The 17,661-nt window shown below is 60.7% G+C and carries 14 protein-coding genes and 1 tRNA gene; 9 read left to right on the top strand and 6 right to left on the bottom strand.

Annotated elements, in window-relative coordinates:
* Positions 1–90 precede the first annotated feature (90 nt).
* Positions 91–2,106: an excinuclease ABC subunit UvrB gene (gene uvrB, locus AC3IUA_RS08265; RefSeq protein WP_489359946.1), complete on the bottom strand. Its 2,016-nt coding sequence runs from the start codon at positions 2,104–2,106 to the stop codon at positions 91–93.
* Between the two features lie 334 nt (positions 2,107–2,440).
* Between uvrB and AC3IUA_RS08260 the strand changes: the two genes are divergently transcribed.
* Positions 2,441–3,637, top strand: a complete 1,197-nt coding sequence (locus AC3IUA_RS08260) for an amino acid aminotransferase (RefSeq protein ID WP_489359945.1) — start codon at positions 2,441–2,443, stop codon at positions 3,635–3,637.
* Positions 3,638–3,794: 157 nt separating this feature from the next.
* A complete protein-coding gene (locus tag AC3IUA_RS08255) occupies positions 3,795–3,992 on the top strand; it encodes a hypothetical protein (RefSeq protein WP_489359944.1) in 198 nt (65 codons plus the stop codon).
* Positions 3,993–3,997: 5 nt separating this feature from the next.
* Here the strand turns inward: AC3IUA_RS08255 and AC3IUA_RS08250 are convergent, their stop codons facing one another.
* Positions 3,998–4,231 (bottom strand): hypothetical protein, encoded by a 234-nt coding sequence (locus AC3IUA_RS08250; RefSeq protein ID WP_489359943.1) that lies wholly within the window; start codon positions 4,229–4,231, stop codon positions 3,998–4,000.
* A gap of 270 nt (positions 4,232–4,501) precedes the next feature.
* Between AC3IUA_RS08250 and AC3IUA_RS08245 the strand changes: the two genes are divergently transcribed.
* From AC3IUA_RS08245 to AC3IUA_RS08235, 3 genes are all read left to right on the top strand, one after another.
* Positions 4,502–4,577 (top strand) — tRNA-Asn (locus tag AC3IUA_RS08245).
* A 242-nt stretch (positions 4,578–4,819) separates the two neighbouring features.
* Positions 4,820–5,956 carry a cell division protein ZapE gene (gene zapE, locus AC3IUA_RS08240; RefSeq protein WP_489359942.1) on the top strand — a complete coding sequence of 379 codons (1,137 nt, stop codon included), beginning with the start codon at positions 4,820–4,822 and terminating at the stop codon, positions 5,954–5,956.
* A 64-nt stretch (positions 5,957–6,020) separates the two neighbouring features.
* Positions 6,021–7,364, top strand: coding sequence for a leucine-rich repeat-containing protein kinase family protein (locus AC3IUA_RS08235; RefSeq protein WP_489359941.1), 1,344 nt, complete (start codon positions 6,021–6,023; stop codon positions 7,362–7,364).
* A gap of 133 nt (positions 7,365–7,497) precedes the next feature.
* Here the strand turns inward: AC3IUA_RS08235 and AC3IUA_RS08230 are convergent, their stop codons facing one another.
* Positions 7,498–8,205, bottom strand: a complete 708-nt coding sequence (locus tag AC3IUA_RS08230; protein ID WP_150806781.1) for a YebC/PmpR family DNA-binding transcriptional regulator — start codon at positions 8,203–8,205, stop codon at positions 7,498–7,500.
* Between the two features lie 216 nt (positions 8,206–8,421).
* Between AC3IUA_RS08230 and AC3IUA_RS08225 the strand changes: the two genes are divergently transcribed.
* Positions 8,422–10,512 (top strand): type VI secretion system Vgr family protein, encoded by a 2,091-nt coding sequence (locus tag AC3IUA_RS08225; RefSeq protein ID WP_489359940.1) that lies wholly within the window; start codon positions 8,422–8,424, stop codon positions 10,510–10,512.
* Positions 10,513–10,520: 8 nt separating this feature from the next.
* Here AC3IUA_RS08225 and AC3IUA_RS08220 read toward each other — a convergent pair whose 3' ends face one another.
* Entirely contained in the window at positions 10,521–11,912 is a 1,392-nt protein-coding gene (locus AC3IUA_RS08220) for an FAD-dependent oxidoreductase (protein WP_489359939.1), read from the bottom strand.
* Positions 11,913–11,996: 84 nt separating this feature from the next.
* Positions 11,997–13,322 carry an MFS transporter gene (locus tag AC3IUA_RS08215; protein WP_489359938.1) on the bottom strand — a complete coding sequence of 442 codons (1,326 nt, stop codon included), beginning with the start codon at positions 13,320–13,322 and terminating at the stop codon, positions 11,997–11,999.
* Positions 13,323–13,608: 286 nt separating this feature from the next.
* Between AC3IUA_RS08215 and AC3IUA_RS08210 the strand changes: the two genes are divergently transcribed.
* Positions 13,609–14,481, top strand: coding sequence for a LysR family transcriptional regulator (locus AC3IUA_RS08210; RefSeq protein WP_489359937.1), 873 nt, complete (start codon positions 13,609–13,611; stop codon positions 14,479–14,481).
* A 159-nt stretch (positions 14,482–14,640) separates the two neighbouring features.
* Here the strand turns inward: AC3IUA_RS08210 and AC3IUA_RS08205 are convergent, their stop codons facing one another.
* On the bottom strand, positions 14,641–15,501 hold the full coding sequence (locus AC3IUA_RS08205) for a LysR substrate-binding domain-containing protein (protein ID WP_489359936.1): 861 nt from the start codon (positions 15,499–15,501) through the stop codon (positions 14,641–14,643).
* Positions 15,502–15,612: 111 nt separating this feature from the next.
* Between AC3IUA_RS08205 and AC3IUA_RS08200 the strand changes: the two genes are divergently transcribed.
* On the top strand, positions 15,613–16,722 hold the full coding sequence (locus AC3IUA_RS08200; protein ID WP_489359935.1) for a 2-aminoethylphosphonate--pyruvate transaminase: 1,110 nt from the start codon (positions 15,613–15,615) through the stop codon (positions 16,720–16,722).
* A gap of 101 nt (positions 16,723–16,823) precedes the next feature.
* Positions 16,824–17,651 carry a phosphonoacetaldehyde hydrolase gene (gene phnX / locus AC3IUA_RS08195; RefSeq protein ID WP_489359934.1) on the top strand — a complete coding sequence of 276 codons (828 nt, stop codon included), beginning with the start codon at positions 16,824–16,826 and terminating at the stop codon, positions 17,649–17,651.
* The last annotated feature ends 10 nt before the right edge of the window (positions 17,652–17,661 follow it).

The following is a 17,661-nucleotide window of genomic DNA, read 5'->3' as shown; positions in this document are numbered from 1 at the left end:
CTGTTGATCTTGGCATCCGCCTGGACGCCGTGTTGTCCGCTGAAAAGATCGCAGCCTGCGGCAGCTCCTGCAAGGATTCCATCGGCCCCATCACACCACCATCAACCGCTCACGCAGCTTGCCGATTTCGTCGCGCATCTGCGCGGCGGCTTCGAATTCCAGGTCGCGCGCCAGCTGGTACATTTTCTCTTCCAGTTGCTTGATGCGCCTGGAGATCTCGCCTGGCGAGCGCAGCTCGTTTTCGTAGCGGGCGTTTTCCTCGGCGGCCTTGGCCATGCCTTTGCGCTTTTTACTGCGCGAACCCGGCACAGTGGCGCCTTCCATGATGTCCGCGACGTCCTTGAACACGCCTTTGGGGATAATGCCGTTGGCCAGGTTGAAGGCGATCTGCTTGTCGCGACGGCGTTCCGTCTCGCCAATCGCCCGCTCCATGGAACCGGTGATGCGGTCCGCATAGAGAATCGCCCGACCATTGAGGTTACGTGCCGCCCGGCCAATGGTCTGGATCAGTGAGCGCTCGGAGCGCAGGAAGCCTTCCTTGTCCGCGTCGAGAATCGCTACCAGCGACACTTCCGGCATGTCCAGGCCTTCGCGCAGCAGGTTGATCCCCACCAGTACATCGAAAGTGCCCAGTCGCAGGTCGCGGATGATTTCGACCCGCTCCACCGTGTCGATGTCCGAGTGCAAGTAGCGCACCCGCACACCGTGGTCGGCCAGGTAGTCAGTCAAGTCTTCGGACATGCGCTTGGTCAGGGTGGTGACCAGCACGCGCTCTCCCAGCGCCACCCGCTTGCCGATTTCCGAGAGCAGATCATCGACCTGAGTCAGCGCCGGGCGGATCTCGATCTGCGGGTCGACCAGGCCGGTCGGGCGGACCACTTGCTCTATCACCCGACCGGCGTGCTCGGCCTCATAGTTCCCGGGCGTTGCCGAAACGAAAATGGTCTGCGGGCTGATGCTTTCCCACTCGTCGAAACGCATCGGCCGGTTGTCCAGCGCCGACGGCAGGCGGAAGCCATATTCCACCAGGGTTTCCTTGCGCGAACGGTCGCCTTTGTACATGGCGCCGACCTGCGGCACGCTGACGTGGGACTCGTCGATCACCAGCAAGGCATCGGCTGGCAGGTAGTCAAACAGGGTGGGCGGCGGCTCGCCGGACTCACGGCCCGACAGGTAGCGCGAGTAGTTTTCGATACCGTTGCAGTAACCCAGCTCGAGAATCATCTCCAGATCAAAACGGGTTCGCTGCTCAAGGCGCTGCGCTTCCACCAGTTTATTGTTGGAACGCAGATATTCCAGGCGCTCCTGAAGCTCGACCTTAATCCCTTCGATGGCACCCAGCAGGGTGTCCCGTGGCGTCACGTAGTGGCTTTTTGGATAGAAAGTGAAGCGCGGCAGCTGGCGGGTCACCTCGCCGGTCAACGGATCGAAGGCGGAAATCTTCTCGACTTCATCATCGAAGAGTTCGATGCGGATCGCTTCAAAATCGGATTCCGCCGGGTGGATATCAATCACATCGCCGCGTACCCGGAAGGTCGCGCGGGCGAAGTCCATGTCGTTACGGGTGTATTGCAGGTCGGCGAGCCGGCGCAGCAAGGCACGCTGGTCGAGCTTGTCGCCACGATCCACGTGCAGCACCATCTTCAAATAGGTTTCCGGACTGCCCAAACCGTAAATGCACGAGACCGTGGTGACGATGATCGCGTCCTTGCGCTCCAGCAGCGCCTTGGTCGCGGACAGCCGCATCTGTTCGATATGGTCGTTGATCGAGGCGTCTTTCTCGATAAAGGTGTCGGAAGACGGTACGTAGGCTTCAGGCTGGTAGTAGTCGTAGTAGGAAACGAAGTACTCCACCGCGTTATTCGGGAAGAACCCTTTGAACTCCCCGTACAACTGTGCCGCCAGGGTCTTGTTCGGTGCCAGCACCAGGGTCGGACGGTTGATCCGGGCAATCACGTTAGCGATGCTGAAGGTCTTGCCCGAACCGGTCACACCGAGCAACGTCTGGTGCGCCAGCCCGGCCTCGATGCCCTCGACCATCAGGCGGATGGCTTCCGGCTGATCGCCAGCGGGCTCGAAGCGGGTGACTAGCTGGAAGTCGGACATAACGTACCTCTGGTTCACTCCTGCACGGCCACACCGAACAGGAACGAGAACGAGCGAAAACGACCAATGTCGTCGGAAAAAACTTGATTGTGCTGGATGTGGAGGCAAATGCCACGGGTTTCAAGCCGAACGTCCCGCATGCCCCACAGCCATTGGACGCTACAATATGATTACCAGTCGAAAAATAAACCGAAAAAGCTGCCTGAAAAGCCCAATTGGCTGTCGCCGCGATCTGTGATGCTCTCTATACTAGCTCCCCGTTTGTGCACCGCTCTAGTGCATTCGGCTGGAGCGCTACACGTCCCTCCACACTCCATTCAGAGCCGCCGCAAAAATGAGCCTGTTCTCCGCTGTCGAAATGGCACCACGCGATCCAATCCTGGGCCTCAACGAAGCATTCAACGCCGATACCCGTACCAACAAGGTCAATCTGGGGGTCGGTGTCTACTGCAACGAGGAGGGGAAAATTCCACTCCTGCGTGCCGTTGCCGAAGCCGAGACAATTCGCGTGGCTCAACACGCTTCCCGCGGCTACCTCCCGATCGACGGCATCGCCGCCTACGACCAGGCTGTGCAAAAGCTGTTGTTCGGCGCTGACTCAGCACTGATCGCTTCCGGCCGGGTTATCACCACCCAGGCTGTCGGCGGTACCGGCGCCCTGAAAATCGGTGCCGACTTCCTCAAGCAACTGCTGCCCAACGCCGTCGTCGCCATCAGCGACCCAAGCTGGGAAAACCACCGCGCGCTGTTCGAAACCGCCGGTTTCCCGGTACAGAACTACCGCTACTACGATGCCGCCACCAACGATGTAAACCGTGCCGGCCTGCTTGAAGACCTGAACGCCCTGCCTGCGGGCTCGATCGTGGTGCTGCACGCCTGCTGCCACAACCCGACCGGCGTCGACCTGAATCCGACCGACTGGCAGAACGTGCTGGACGTGGTCAAGGCGAAAAACCTCGTGCCATTCCTCGACATGGCCTATCAGGGCTTTGGCGATGGCATCGACGAAGACGCTGCCGCTGTACGGCTGTTCGCCGAATCGGGTCTGACTTTCTTCGTCTCCAGCTCGTTCTCCAAATCTTTCTCCCTGTACGGCGAGCGCGTTGGCGCTCTGTCGATCGTCAGCGAATCGAAAGAAGAAAGCGCGCGCGTGCTGTCGCAAGTCAAACGCGTGATCCGCACCAACTACTCCAACCCGCCGACTCATGGTGCAAGCATCGTTGCCGCCGTGCTGAACAGCCAGCATCTGCGCGCCCAGTGGGAAGAGGAATTGGCCGAAATGCGCCTGCGCATTCGCGGCATGCGCATGCAGATGGTCGATCTGCTGGCCCAGCATGGTGCCAAACGCGACTTCAGCTTCGTCGGTCGCCAGTGCGGGATGTTCTCCTACTCCGGCCTGACCGTTGAACAAGTCACCCGCCTGCGCACCGAGTTCGGCATCTACGCCCTGGACACCGGGCGCATCTGCGTTGCCGCATTGAACCAGAACAACATCGAAGTAGTGACCAAGGCCATCGTTCAGGTGATCTAAGCCACAAGCAAGAAAAAACAAAGGGGAAGCCGGTCGGCTTCCCCTTTTTGTTTTTGTCGGTGAGACAATCCTGCTCTGTGCAAAGACCGCTGCCGGTGGGATTGGTACGCAGCGGTGAATTCAGAGCGCCAGGCGCCCTTCCCTTTCGAGAGATTCCATGAAAAACGATAATCTGCGCGCTGACCGCGACGAGCTGGACATCTACACCCCCCGCACTCAAAACAAACGCAGCAGCGGGCTGGTCTGGCAGATAGCCCTGGGGGTGTTCCTCGGCGGTATGGCGCTGTGGCTGGTGCAGCTTGCCGCCACCTCGCTGGCCGCCAAGTTCATGCTCGGCACACTGACGATTGGCTGAAGCCGTTAGCCAGCCAGTTCGGTCGAACGCTGGCTGGCGGCGTTGTCGAATGCCACATACAACGATTCGGCCACCTGGCTTTTGATCGCTTTGGCGCTTTCCAGCCCCAGCACAAAGCCTTCGGCCTTGCCGCCTGCCCGGTTCAGCTCATCGGCCGAGCCAGCCTGGGTGATCGCATCCCACAGTTTGGACGCCTGCGGGCCTACGCCTTTGGGCAGGCTGATCTGTTCAATGCTCATCGGGCCACCCGGGATTGTCGTGGGGTGGCGAAGGTTTGTACGGCTGAATACACGAGCGTGGTCATGACACTACCTTTGCGGGCTGAGGGCCGGCAGCGCGTGAAACCACTTCCGGGGGACCATGGTAGACCTGTACCGAGGTTCTGGTAACCGGCAGTCATCGATAATCCGCGCATTGCCCGGATTGCTGCGTTGCAGTCGTCCGATAAAATCCTGCCGAGGCTATTCGAGGCTTGACTTCTCCTTTTCAATCAGTAACATAGACTGCATTCCGCGATAGCTCAGTTGGTAGAGCAAGTGACTGTTAATCACTGGGTCCCTGGTTCGAGTCCAGGTCGTGGAGCCATCTTCCTGCACTGATTCGCCGGCAACACTCAAGAGAGCGCCCTGCTCTCAACGCGAATCAGCTCTGCACTCAAAATACTCAAATCTGCATCAGCCTCTGATCAACCGATTCAGAGGCCAGTCGCCGTGCGCCCGATTTCAACAGGCTGCCCGTTGAAGATCACTGGCCGAGCCAGCGCTCCTTTGGTTAAATTACCCGCCGGCTCCAGGGTGGGCGGGCTTCGGGACCATGGGGGACTTCAATTGCCGGTTTTGCCAACAAACCGCTCGCGACTCACATCACGCTGGCCAAGGCTGGGGAAACTACTCGGCAAGGCCTTCGCCAGACCGGCGCAGACGACTGCGGGCGGGCGGGTGATTCATGAGTTCTTTCGCAAAAAAGCCCATGATCAAGGTTATACCCTCAGTCACAGCCAGCAGCGGGTGATCGACTGCATGGCACAACAAGCCAACGGCCTGCTGCAAGCCTGCGCCAACGTTCATCCGCCGCGCAGCTTGTACCTCCACGGTGCTGTCGGCCGTGGCAAGAGCTGGCTGCTGGACGGTTTTTTCCAGGCGCTGCCGATGGCTGACAAGCAGCGCCTGCACTTTCATGATTTCTTCGCGCAATTGCATCAGGGCATGTTCCGCCATCGCCAGCAGCCGGATGCGCTGGCGACCACCCTGGATGAGCTACTGCGACACTATCGGGTACTGTGCTTCGACGAGTTCCACGTCCACGACATCGGCGACGCGATGTTGATCACCCGGCTGTTCAAGGCGCTGTTCCAGCGCGGCATCCTGGTGCTGGTCACGTCCAACTATCCACCGGCCGGCTTGCTGCCCAATCCGCTGTATCACGCGCGCTTCAAGCCGGTGATCGATCTGATCAATGCCCGCATGCACGTCATGGAGGTCGGTGGCCCGCATGACTACCGCAGTCAGGCGCGGACTCATTCGCAGCAGGTTTTCACCCATGGCCACTACATCTGGCCCGCCAACCCGGCGCAACGCGAGGCTCTGCAACTGCCTGAACGAAACGCCGCAACCTTCGCGCTGCCGGTAGGTACTCGTCAGCTCCAGGCTCGACGCTGCGAAGAACGGAGCATCGGCTTCGGCTTCAGCGACCTCTGCGAACAACCCACCGCTGTCATGGATTACCTGGAACTGTGCCGGCGCTTCGACACCTGGATCATCGATGGGTTGCCCGATCTTGCGCACTGCTCGACGGCCACCCAGCAGCGTTTTATCAATCTGATCGACGTGCTGTATGACCAGGACAAACGCCTGCTGTTGCTGGGCGAGAGACCTCTGCGCGAGCTCCTGGGCTTTGAAGCCATCGACTTTGCGCGAACCCGCAGTCGCCTGGGCCAGTTGATCGAAATCGGCCCTACGTCATAAACCTTCGGGATCCCATTGCCGCTATCATGGCGCGCCCTCCTCTTTCCAGGCGTTTAATCTGTTTATGGATACCCTTGCGCAACTGCGGGCCGGCCACCTTGCCGGTGCCAAACGCCTGGATCTGGCCTGCGGGCTGACGGAGTTTCCAACGGAAATCTTCGAACTGGCGGACTCCCTCGAGGTGCTGAACCTCAGTGGTAATGCCTTGAGTCGACTGCCGGATGACCTGCATCGACTGACGCAGTTACGGGTACTGTTCTGCTCGGACAATCAATTCACCGAACTGCCGGGCTGTCTCGGCCAATGCGCGCAACTGAGCATGATCGGCTTCAAGGCCAACCGCATCGAGCACGTCCCCGCCAGCGCGTTGCCGCCGTTGCTGCGCTGGCTGATCCTGACCGACAACTGCATCGATGAGCTGCCTGCCGAGCTGGGCGAAAGAGCGCATTTGCAGAAGCTCATGCTCGCGGGCAACCACCTGCGGCAACTGCCGGCGAGCCTGAGCCAGTGCCATCAGCTTGAGTTGATCAGGATCGCCGCCAACCGCCTGACCGAGCTGCCGCAGTGGCTGTTGTCGCTGCCACGGCTGACGTGGCTGGCGTATGCCGGCAATCCACTGGAATCCACGGTTGACCCGGCAGCGCTGGACGCGATCCCGAACATTCCCTGGTCGCAGTTGCAGCTGCAACAGTCACTGGGCGAAGGCGCATCCGGGGTCATTCATCAAGCGCTGTGGGAACAACCGTCGCAACCTGCGCGAACGGTTGCAGTGAAGCTCTACAAGGGCAGCATGACCAGTGACGGTTCACCCTGGCATGAAATGAATGCCTGCATTACCGCGGGCCAGCATGCCAATCTGATCAAGGTCGAAGGCAGGGTCGTCGAGCACCCGCAGGCCCGGGCCGGGCTGGTGATGCAACTGATCGATCCCGGCTACCGCAATCTGGCCGGGCTGCCGAACCTTGCTTCCTGCACCCGGGACGTCTATGACGACAGCACCCGGTTCAGCGTTGCGGTGGCGTTGCGAATCGCCGGCGGCATTGCCTCGGTCGCCGCGCACTTGCACCAGCAGGGCATCACCCACGGCGATCTCTACGCTCACAATATCCTGTGGAACGCTGAAGGTGACTGCCTGTTGGGGGATTTCGGCGCAGCGTCGTTTCACCGCACATCAGACAGTTTCCAGAGTCGCGCCCTGCAACGCATGGAAGTCCGGGCGTTCGGGATTCTTCTGGGGGAATTGCTGGAGCGGATCGAGTCGGGATTGAGCGCCGAGAGCCGTGAACAGCTGGAGGCCTTGCAGAGGCGCTGCTGTCAGCCAGCGGTGCTGGCGCGACCGGGGTTTGCCGATATCGGCGAAGAGTTGCAGGTTGCGGTCGATTCGTTGCGGGGATCGGCGGCGTCTTGAAAAGATCGCAGCCTACCGGCAGCTCCTACGGGGATCGGTGTCCACCCACGATAACGCAGGTCTACCGCCCCCTGTAGGAGCTGCCGCAGGCTGCGATCTTTTGCAGCCAACGCAGCTCTCGCAAAAAGAACCCTTAACCCGCCAGCCCGACAAACATGTCCTGCACGTCATCGTGGTTGTCGAGGCCTTCGAGGAAGGCTTCGACTTCTTCCATTTGCGCGTCGCTCAAGCCGCTGACCGGGTTTTTAGGCTGGTAGCCCAGCTTGGCCGACAGCACGGTAAAACCCTGCTCCGGCAATGCTTTTTGTACCGCGTCGAGGTCGGCTGGCTCGGTAATGAACAGCGTCGTACCCTCTTCTTCGCCTGCTTCGAAGTCCTGAGCGCCGGCCTCGATAGCCGCCATCTCCGGATCTGCATCGGGGCTGTCAGGGGACGCTTCGATCATGCCGACATGGTTGAAATCCCAGGCAACCGAACCCGAAGCACCCAACTGGCCCTTACGGAAGGCCACGCGAATTTCCGCGACGGTGCGGTTGATATTATCGGTGACACACTCGACGATGAGCGGGACCTGATGCGGCGCGAAACCTTCATACGTGACGCGATGGTACTGGACGGTTTCGCCCAGCTGGCCCGAGCCTTTCTTGATCGCGCGCTCCAGGGTCTCGCGGGGCATCGAGGCTTTTTTCGCCTGCTCCACCACCAGACGCAGGTGCGCGTTAGTTGCCGTATCCGCGCCGTTGCGCGCGGCAATGGTGATCTCTTTCACCAGTTTGCCGAAGATCTTGCCCTTGGCATTGGATGCCGCTTCTTTGTGTTTAACCTTCCACTGTGCGCCCATTACTCACTCTCTTGATCTGTGGCGCCGAAACATCTATTGGCCGACGCTTTGTGCAAGTTTATACGGCATAAAGTTACCAATCGACCAAAAAGTAGAGTGACTGATCGACTTCTGCGCATCATGTCGTAGGGGCTTTCCTAAAAGCCGGTTCGGCCACCCATTCGCCTCTGTCGTTTCGTAACCTCTGCCTCCTGATCGAAGGCAAGAGCGTATGAAATGCACAAGGACCTGCACCCCCCCGTTACCCTGACGAGCTGCGAAGGCTCCTGGAGCCTGCAGGTGACCCGTTTCACCGGTCGCGAAGCACTCAATGAGCCTTTTCGTTTCGATATGGAACTGGTCGACAGCGACCCCGGAACCAACTTTGAGTCCTTACTGCAACAGTCGGCGTTTTTGCGCCTGGGAGACGACAGCGGCATCCACGGCATCATCCAGCGTGCCGGCAGACATCGACTCGGGTCACTCCAGACCGGTTACAGCCTTACCCTGGCGCCCTATCTTCAAGTGCTCGAGCAACGCACCTGCCGGCGGGTGTTCCACGACCTGAGCGTGCCGCTGATTCTGCGGCAGCTACTCGAAGAACATCGGCTGCCAGTCGGCAGCTATCGCTTTGAACTTCCCGATGGCCAATACCCGCTGCGGCCTTTTTGCATCCAGTTCGACGAAAGCGATCTGTATTTCCTGCAACGTTTGTGCGAGGAAGAAGGTATCCACTACCACTTCGAGCACCAGATCGACCGACATGTCCTGGTGTTCGCCGATGATAGCGAAGGTTTTGTGCAACTGCCGGTAGCCACCCCTTATCGTTCTCTCGCAGAACAGCAACCCGGCCAACCGACCATCAGTCACCTGTCCGAATGGCATGTTGCCGAGGTGACGCAACCGACGCGCTTTCACCCTCCGATCCTGCCGCTCGACACGCCTGGCGCCGACCAGAGCGCAATCCATCAAGCCCATGGCCAGATGTACAGCCCCGCCAATCGACTCGCACCCGATCAAATGCACCCGAGCCAGCGAGGTCGGCGCGCACTGGAGCGCCTGCGAAGCCAGCAGCGCCACATCATCGGTCACAGCGATCAGCCCCGGCTGCACAGCGGCCAGATCCTCCAGGTCCTGAGCCATCCGCTGTCGCAATTCAACGATCAATGGCTGCTCAGCGAAGTGCACCACCAGTGGCAACAGCCGGCATTCAAGCCCGCAACCTCGCAGCCGTATGGGTGGCAGGTGATCGAGGGGATGAGCGATGAACGCTTGGTGAATCCCGCGACTGCGCCGCTGCCCGAGGGTTATCGCAATCAGTTCAAGGCTATTCCCTGGTGCATGGCCTTTCGACCGGCGCTCAAGCACCCTAAACCCTGCATGCCAGGCTATCAGCGTGCCCGGGTGGTCGGCCCCCATGGGCAGCCCGCAGCACGGGATGACCATGGACGGATCAAGGTGCGTCTGGCATGGGAGCGAGAGGACAGCCATGACCAGCACAGCAGCCTCTGTGTGCCGCTCGCTTATCACCCGTTCAGTAGCCAGACTGATCAGAGCAGACTGCCCTTGGCCGGTAGCGAAGTGCTGGTCAGCTTCATCGACAGCGACCCGGACCAACCCATTGTCTGGCCCTGCACTGGCAATATTGCATTGTCAGCGCCTGCAGCGGACCCGGCGACAGCCTTGCCCGGTATTTACCTCAACGGGCAACGGCTGGCCGACCAGACTCGCCGCGTGCATGTCGACCCAGGGCAAACGCTGCAGGTGCAGCACAGCCAGGCGCTGACATTGACCGCCAACGGTAACCGGCTGCACCTCAGCCCGGCCAGTATCACCTTGTCTGGAACCCTGTTCGGCTCAACGGTCCCCGGTCAGGACTCAGCACAGATGCCTGAGCAGATACCCGCCGAGCCCGAACTGTGGAACGCTGATATCTACTTGTTCGAGCGTCCGTCGGCCTCGGACCAGCGCCTGCTCGAGACCCGGTGGTACATCGTCCGCATGCCTCGTCCAGGACTGCAGGACCTGGCCAGTCTGAGCCGCGACGACATCCTCATGGAAGGCAAAAGCCAGCACCTGGGCCGTCTCGACCTGAGTCCGGAACAAAAGCGCCAGTTGGCCCAGGAATTTGTTCGAACCCCGAAGCAATTGTGCCTGCTATACCCGGGACAATGCGTGGCGCTGGCCGAGTACCTTCAGCAACACTGGACCACCGAGCAGCGACAGGCGTTCATGAGCATTGGCACGGCGCCCATGGCGCAAGCTGCCGCCAGCGAATCGAGTCTGTTTTTCGACTGGCTGGTGAATGGCAAGGACCGTTGGCGCTGAAGCCGCAATCAGCCTTTGTCAGCCTTGCCCGCCGCTGCGGCGAACCGGGCCAGACGCACATCCAGGTGCCGCGGACGGCGCCCGTGATCTTCGGCGTGTTCCTTGCGCCGGATCGCGTTGCGGACCATCAACGAGCCCAGATAACGGATCGGCTCCGCTGGGAAATAACCCAAAGGTCCGTTGATCAGGGGTGAGCGGGTCCAGAGATTGTCCAGGCCCTGGACCATCGAAGCGAGGATCTGCCCGCCCATGTGACAAGGCCCGACACCACTGCCGGAATAGCCAAAACCATAGAACACGTTGCCGCTGGCGCTCATCTGCCCAAAGAATGGCAGCCCGGTGACCGAACGGTCCGAGGGCCCGTTCCAGGTCGCCTCCACCGCGACTTCGGCAAACGCCGGGAAGAACTGCGCCAGGCTGTTGCGCAGCAGGCCTTCATAAGGTGAGGGCTGATCGAACACCGGCAGCATCCGCCCGCCATAGGCGAAGGTGTTGCCGCCCTTGCCGAGCATGATTCGACCATCCGGGGTGTTGTGGTAGTAGTGCACGAAAATTCGCGAATCGAGCACCGTCACGCCGCTGGTCAGGCCGATTTCCTCAAGCAGGTCCGGCCGTGGCTCGGTGATGATCATGTCGCTGGAGACGATCGCCACGCTGCGCTCGAACTGCGGGAACGCGCGGGCCATCCAGGCATTCATCGCCAGTACCACACGGTCGGCGCGGATGTTCCCGGACGGCGTCTGGATCACTGCCGGGTTGCCCTCCTCCAAGCCGGTCATCGCGGTGTTTTCATGGATCCGCACGCCCAACTGCAAGGCAACCCGGCGTAAACCGCGCACCAGCTTGCCCGGCTGCACACTGGCTGCGGCCGGGGAATACCAGCCTTCCAGATGCTGGCTGGAACCGGCCATGCGCTGCACATCGGCCACCGGACGCTTTTCGAAGGAGTTGATGCCATTGCGCTCGAGGGCGGCGATCACCCCGTCGGTGGAGCCGCACTGCGCCCGGTTGGTGGCGGTGTAGAGCGTGCCATCGAGGCGGTAATCGGCATCCACCGCGTATTTCTCGCAGAAGGCGCCGATGGCATAGATACTCTGCTCCGACTCCTTGACCAGCCGCACCGCTTCCTCGACGCCAAACAGCCGTTCCAGGGTGAAGTACTTCGCCGACCAGGACAACGCACAGCCACCATTGCGGCCACTGGCCCCGGCGCCGCAGATATCGGCCTCGATCAGCAACACATCCAGCTCGGGGTTCTGCTCTTTGAGCATGATCGCGGTCCACAGCCCGGTGTAACCACCACCAACGATACAGACGTCAGTGCTGGTATCACCCGGCAATGGCTCGCAAGGCGCTGACAGGTCAGACTTCAAGGCTTGTTCCAGCCAGAAAGGTCTCATGGGGGTAAATCTCCAGATCAATTAGCCACGGCCCGTCCTGCCGTCATGACACGACGCCAGGCAGGACTGGTTCGGAAAAGGGGCTCAGTTGCGCAGCGGTTTGATCGCCATCGGCTGATTGGGGACGAAGGCGCAGTATGGCTTGAGGCCCGCCGGGCGGCTGTTCCAGTGGGGAATCAGGACCAGTGCCGAGAACATCGCGCAACCGGCGAAGACGATAAACACCGTGACCGTGTCGAAGTAACCCGGTAGCAGCCCGCCGAGAATCGCCCCGACCGAACCGCAGCCGTTGACGAAGCCGGCTGCCGTCGCACCGGCCTTGGCGGTACCGAAGTCGATTGCTGCCGCGCCGCTGATCATCGAGTCCGGTCCGTACAGGGTCAGCCCCATGAAAAACAGCAGGGCCACCACCAGCAATACACTGCCGGTGTGCAGGGCGCCCATGAAAAATACCAGTGATACGGTCAGTGCCAATAAGCTCAACACGCAGGCCGGCATCCGCCGCGCACCGAATAGTTTGTCCGACGCCAGGCCAATCATGATCGGTCCAAGCAAACCCGCCAGTTCAAAGGCAGTCGGGATGATCGCCGCGCCGACCTTGCCCACCGAGGGCATTTGCTCGAAGACAATCACCGGTCCCCACAGCAGAATCGCGTAACGCGCCGGTTTCAACATGAAGTAAGCCAGGCCGAGCGTCAGCACCGTGCGGTTACGCAAAATCTCGCGCAACGGCGCCCAGACGCTGAGCTTGCTCTGGGCCACGGTCTCCTCTGCCGTCAGTTCCGGCTCGGGCTCCACGGCCGGCAAGCCGACGTCTTCAGGCTTGTTGCGCTGAAAGAAAAAGAACAATACCGCGACCACCGCGACCACCGCCGCACTGGAGATGAAGGCAGCGTGCCAGGTGCCGATCAGCGTGTAGGCCCACCAGCCAGCAAACGGCGATGCAACCAGACCGCCAAAGGCGTAGCTGGAACTCCATAAGCCGAGAACCCGCCCGCGCTGCTCGGCGGGAAAGAAGCTGCCGACGTTTTTGCACAATCCCGACCAGCCGGTGGACTGCGCCAACCCCTGGATCAACATGCAGGTGAAGAAGATCGGTAGCGTGGCGAAACTGCCCATGACCAGCGCCGCCACCGCAGAAATCAACAAGCCGCCCAACACCACGACCCGCGGGCCGAAACGGTCGGCGAACATCCCCCAGGTGAACTGGCCGATCGCGTAAGCCGCCAGATAGACGCCGTCGAGGTTGGCCATCATCATCTTGTCGAGATGAAAGCCGGGGTCTTCGCCGATCCCCAGTTTGGCCACGGAAAAAGCTTTGCGGGTGAAATAGAAAGCCGCGTAGGCCAGCCAGGTGATGGCGAAAATCTGCACGCGCCAACGCTTGATGGTGCCGATGTGCTTATTCATTGTGATTCTGACCTCAGGGGGAGTGTGCCGGCAGAATTAGAAAAAAACGCCTGTGTTTTTATTGTTGAGCACCGCGATATCACTCTTCGTAAGGAGCGATACCGGTCAGATGAGTCCTGCCGTTCCCTGTAGTCGGGATTGTCCATGCACACACAGGCTCATGGCCACCGGGAACCGTCGAACAGCCAGTCCCCAAGGGTTGGGACGGATAAAAACAATTACTGACTAATAAGTGAAATCGATTTATCGTATTTCAAATATAAGCTCAGCTTGTAGGAGAAAACCCATGTCGGTATCTCACGCCCAGCTCAAAGCCTTCCACGCGGTCGCCGTCCATGGCAGCTTCACCCGCGCCGCCGAACGCTTGTTCCTGACTCAGCCAGCGATTTCCGACCAGGTGCGCAAGCTTGAGGAACGCTTTGAGGTCTTGCTGTTCCATCGCAATAAACGCTCGGTGCGCCTGACCGATCTGGGCGAACGTTTGCTGAGCATCACCCAGCGCCTGTTCGTCGTCGAAGCCGAGGCGCAGGAGTTGCTGCAGTACTCTCAAGCCCTGCAGACCGGCAGCCTGATCCTCGCCGTGGATGCCCCGGTCCACGTACTGCCGCAGATCGCCCGTTTCTGTGAGCGCTACCCCGGTATCAGCGTGAAAATCGAGACCGGCAACACCGATGAATCGCTGTTTCGGCTGTTCAACTACCAGGCCGACCTGGCCCTGCTCGGCCGTGACGTCAACGACGAGCGATTGCTTTCGCTGCCGCTGCGCAATGACCCGATGGTGGCCTTCGTTTCACGCAATCATCCATGGGCCAACCGCACGTCGATCTGCCTGGCGGACCTGGATGACACGCCCTTGGTGTTGCGTGAAGTCGGCTCGGTGACCCGGCAGACGCTGGAGGAAGAAATGCACCAGGGCGGATTTCGCATCCGCCCGGCGATTCAGGTCGAAGGGCGCGAAGCGGCGCGCGAAGCGGTGGTGGTGGGGATTGGTGTAGGCGTGGTCTCGGCTGCCGAGTTCGGCGCCGACTCGCGGGTCTGTGCGCTGCCGATCACCGATTGCAAACGGCGGTTGACCGAGACGCTGGTGTGTTTGCGCGAGCAGAGTTCACGGCGGGTGGTGGCGACTTTTCTGGAGATGGTTCGCGAGAGTCTGGTGTAAGCCTGTGGCGAGGGAGCTTGCACCCGCCGGCCGGTCCGCGCTCGGGCGCAGCAGTCGTAAAAATAGCTGATGTGCTCTATCTGAAGAGTCGTGGCGGTCGGTTTTGGGGCCGCTGCGCGGCCCAGCGGGAGCAAGCGCCCTCGCCACAGATGATCACCACTACCTCGGCGCCAACCCGAAAAACGCCTGAATCAGGCGCAAATCCCGGCGCCGTTCCATGCAGCCGATCATGTGTCGGTTGACCAGCCCTTCGCCAATGATCGGCATCGCGGCCACCCGGGGATCGTGGCTGACTTCCACCGACGACACTACGCCCACGCCCAACTCGGCCGCCACCGCTTCAGTCACCGCCTCGCGGCTGTCCAGTTCCAGCAGCACCCGTGGGCTGACCTTGGCGAGGCTGCAAGCCTCGTCAAAGGTTCGGCGGGTAATCGAACCGGGTTCACGCAGCACCATGATCACCTGGTCCAGCTGCTCGATACCGATACCCTCTGGCGTCGCCAGCCAGGGATGACTGGCCGGTACCAGCGCGCAAATCCTCGACTCGCTCATCCGTTGCAAATGCAGGCCTTTGCGCGGCTCCACTTCCGTCAGCACCGCGACATCCGCATGTTCGGAGAGCAACGCCGCGAGGGTTTCCTGCGCATTGCCCAAGCGCAGATTCACGGTGATCCCCGGGTACCTCGCCCGCAAGCTGGCGAGCATTGGCATGACCATGTGCGGACCATCCGCCGCCACCTCCAGACGCCCGGTGAGCAACTGCCGATTGGCCTCGAGCATCGCCTGGGCCTCTTCGGCCAGACCGAACATCGCTCGGGTGATTGCCGCCAGTTTGGTGCCCTCCTCCGTCAGCTCCACCCGTCGCGCGGTGCGCCGCAGCAAGGTGATCTGGTAGTGCTCCTCCAGCGCCTTGATATGCCCGGTGACCGCCGGTTGGCTGATGAATAACCGCGCGGCAGCCCGGGTAAAGCTGCCTTCACGGGCCACGGCATCAAACGCTCTAAGCTGAAACAGGTTCATATCTATCGGCCTCACTGATGGCTGGCATAACAACAAACAATTTGATTGATGACAAGCCAAACTGCAATTTATGTCCCGTAGCTTCACCCCACTGCTTGCGAGGACACGCGAATGAGTACTGCCGAACCCATCCTGCTCACCCCCGGCCCATTGACCACGTCGGCCCGCACCCGTCAGGCGATGATGGTCGACTGGGGTTCATGGGATGACCGCTTCAATCAACTGACCGCCAGCCTCTGCGAGCAGCTGCTGGCGATCATCAACGGTGCCGACAGCCACCACTGCGTGCCTTTGCAGGGCAGCGGCACCTTCTCGGTGGAGGCAGCCATCGGCACCCTGGTGCCCCGCGACGGTAAAGTCCTGGTGCTGATCAACGGCGCCTACGGCAAACGCCTGGCGAAAATCTGTGAAGTGCTCGGTCGCTCGTTCAGCACCTTTGAAACCGCTGAAGACGAACCGACCACCGCCGCTGACGTCGATCGCCTGCTGCGGGCCGATACCAGCATTTCCCACGTTGCACTGATCCACTGCGAAACCAGTACCGGGATCCTCAATCCGCTGCCGGAAATCGCCCATGTGATTGCCCAGCACGGTAAACGCCTGATCATCGACGCCATGAGCTCCTTCGGCGCGCTGCCGATCGATGCCCGGCAAGTGCCGTTCGATGCGCTGATCGCCGCCTCCGGCAAATGCCTGGAAGGCGTACCGGGGATGGGCTTCGTCTTCGCTCGTAAAGAAGCACTGGCCGAATCGGCCGGCAATTCCCACTCGCTGGCGATGGACCTGTTTGATCAGCACACCTATATGGCCAAGACCGGCCAATGGCGTTTCACCCCGCCGACCCACGTGGTCGCGGCACTGCACGAAGCCCTGCTGCAATACCGCGAAGAAGGCGGTTTGCCTGCGCGGCATCAGCGTTATGCCGCCAACTGCAAAGTCCTGATCGATGGAATGGCCAGACTGGGCCTGCGCAGCTTCCTGCCGTCGGCGATCCAGGCACCGATCATCATCACCTTCCATGCGCCGAAAGATCCGCGTTACCAGTTCAAGGAGTTCTACGAACGGGTCAAGGCCAAGGGTTTCATTCTGTATCCCGGCAAGCTGACCCAGGTCGAAACCTTCCGTGTCGGCTGCATCGGCCACGTCAATGAAGCCGAGATGCAAGCGGCGGTGGCGGCGGTGGCTGAAGTGCTGCGGGAAATGGAAGTGCTGGAAATCTGATCGGCCCGTAGCACGAGGCTGCGTCGGCTCGTGTAGCAGCTGGCGAGCTGCGCGAGCCAGCTGCTACGGCTATGTAATTCATCACACACAGGATTAGGAACATGAACTACAGCAACCCAACCAAACTTCAAGCCGCCATCCTCGACTGGGCCGGCACCGTTGTCGATTTCGGTTCATTCGCGCCGACCCAGATCTTCGTCGAAGCCTTCGCCGAGTTCGACGTCCAGGTATCCATCGAAGAGGCCCGCGGCCCGATGGGCATGGGCAAGTGGGACCACATCCGCACCCTCTGCGACCAACCGCAAGTCGCCGAGCGTTATCGCAAGGTGTTCGGCCGTGCACCGACCGACGATGATGTCACCGCCATCTACAAACGTTTCATGCCCTTGCAGATCGAGAAAATCGCCGAGCACTCCGCGCTGATCCCCGGCGCTCTGGACACCATCGCCAAACTGCGTGAGCAAGGAATCAAGATCGGCTCCTGCTCCGGTTATCCGAAGCAAGTCATGGACAAGGTTGTCGAACTGGCCGCCACCAACGGCTATGTCGCCGATCATGTGGTCGCCACCGATGAAGTCCCGAACGGTCGCCCATGGCCAGCCCAGGCCTTGGCCAACGTGATCGCCCTGGGCATCGACGACGTCGGCGCCTGCGTCAAGATCGACGACACCATTCCAGGAATTCTTGAAGGTCGCCGCGCCGGCATGTGGACCGTGGCGTTGATTTGCTCGGGCAACGCCCTGGGTCTGACCTATGAAGGTTATCGCGCCCTGGGCAGTGAAGAGCTGGCCAGCGAACGCAACCGCATCCACGCCATGTTCGCAGGCTCACGCCCGCATTACATGATCGACACGATCACCGATTTGCCGGAAGTCATCGCAGATATCAACAAGCGCCTGGCCAACGGTGAGATGCCACAAAACAATTGATGCACACCCC

The organism is Pseudomonas sp. KH_050 (assembly GCF_057838875.1).
Note: the sequence above shows the minus strand (reverse complement) of the source record. Positions and strands in the feature narration are given on the sequence as shown.

Excerpts from the sequence above, each read along its gene's own strand:
- AC3IUA_RS08250 (WP_489359943.1), bottom strand. The coding sequence starts at position 4,231 with ATGAGCATTGAACAGATCAGCCTGCCCAAAGGCGTAGGCCCGCAGGCG.
- AC3IUA_RS08255 (WP_489359944.1), top strand. The coding sequence starts at position 3,795 with ATGAAAAACGATAATCTGCGCGCTGACCGCGACGAGCTGGACATCTAC.
- AC3IUA_RS08225 (WP_489359940.1), top strand. The coding sequence starts at position 8,422 with ATGCACAAGGACCTGCACCCCCCCGTTACCCTGACGAGCTGCGAAGGC.
- AC3IUA_RS08260 (WP_489359945.1), top strand. The coding sequence starts at position 2,441 with ATGAGCCTGTTCTCCGCTGTCGAAATGGCACCACGCGATCCAATCCTG.
- AC3IUA_RS08200 (WP_489359935.1), top strand. The coding sequence starts at position 15,613 with ATGAGTACTGCCGAACCCATCCTGCTCACCCCCGGCCCATTGACCACG.
- AC3IUA_RS08210 (WP_489359937.1), top strand. The coding sequence starts at position 13,609 with ATGTCGGTATCTCACGCCCAGCTCAAAGCCTTCCACGCGGTCGCCGTC.
- AC3IUA_RS08220 (WP_489359939.1), bottom strand. The coding sequence starts at position 11,912 with ATGAGACCTTTCTGGCTGGAACAAGCCTTGAAGTCTGACCTGTCAGCG.
- AC3IUA_RS08205 (WP_489359936.1), bottom strand. The coding sequence starts at position 15,501 with ATGAACCTGTTTCAGCTTAGAGCGTTTGATGCCGTGGCCCGTGAAGGC.
- AC3IUA_RS08230 (WP_150806781.1), bottom strand. The coding sequence starts at position 8,205 with ATGGGCGCACAGTGGAAGGTTAAACACAAAGAAGCGGCATCCAATGCC.
- AC3IUA_RS08215 (WP_489359938.1), bottom strand. The coding sequence starts at position 13,322 with ATGAATAAGCACATCGGCACCATCAAGCGTTGGCGCGTGCAGATTTTC.
- AC3IUA_RS08235 (WP_489359941.1), top strand. The coding sequence starts at position 6,021 with ATGGATACCCTTGCGCAACTGCGGGCCGGCCACCTTGCCGGTGCCAAA.
- phnX (WP_489359934.1), top strand. The coding sequence starts at position 16,824 with ATGAACTACAGCAACCCAACCAAACTTCAAGCCGCCATCCTCGACTGG.
- uvrB (WP_489359946.1), bottom strand. The coding sequence starts at position 2,106 with ATGTCCGACTTCCAGCTAGTCACCCGCTTCGAGCCCGCTGGCGATCAG.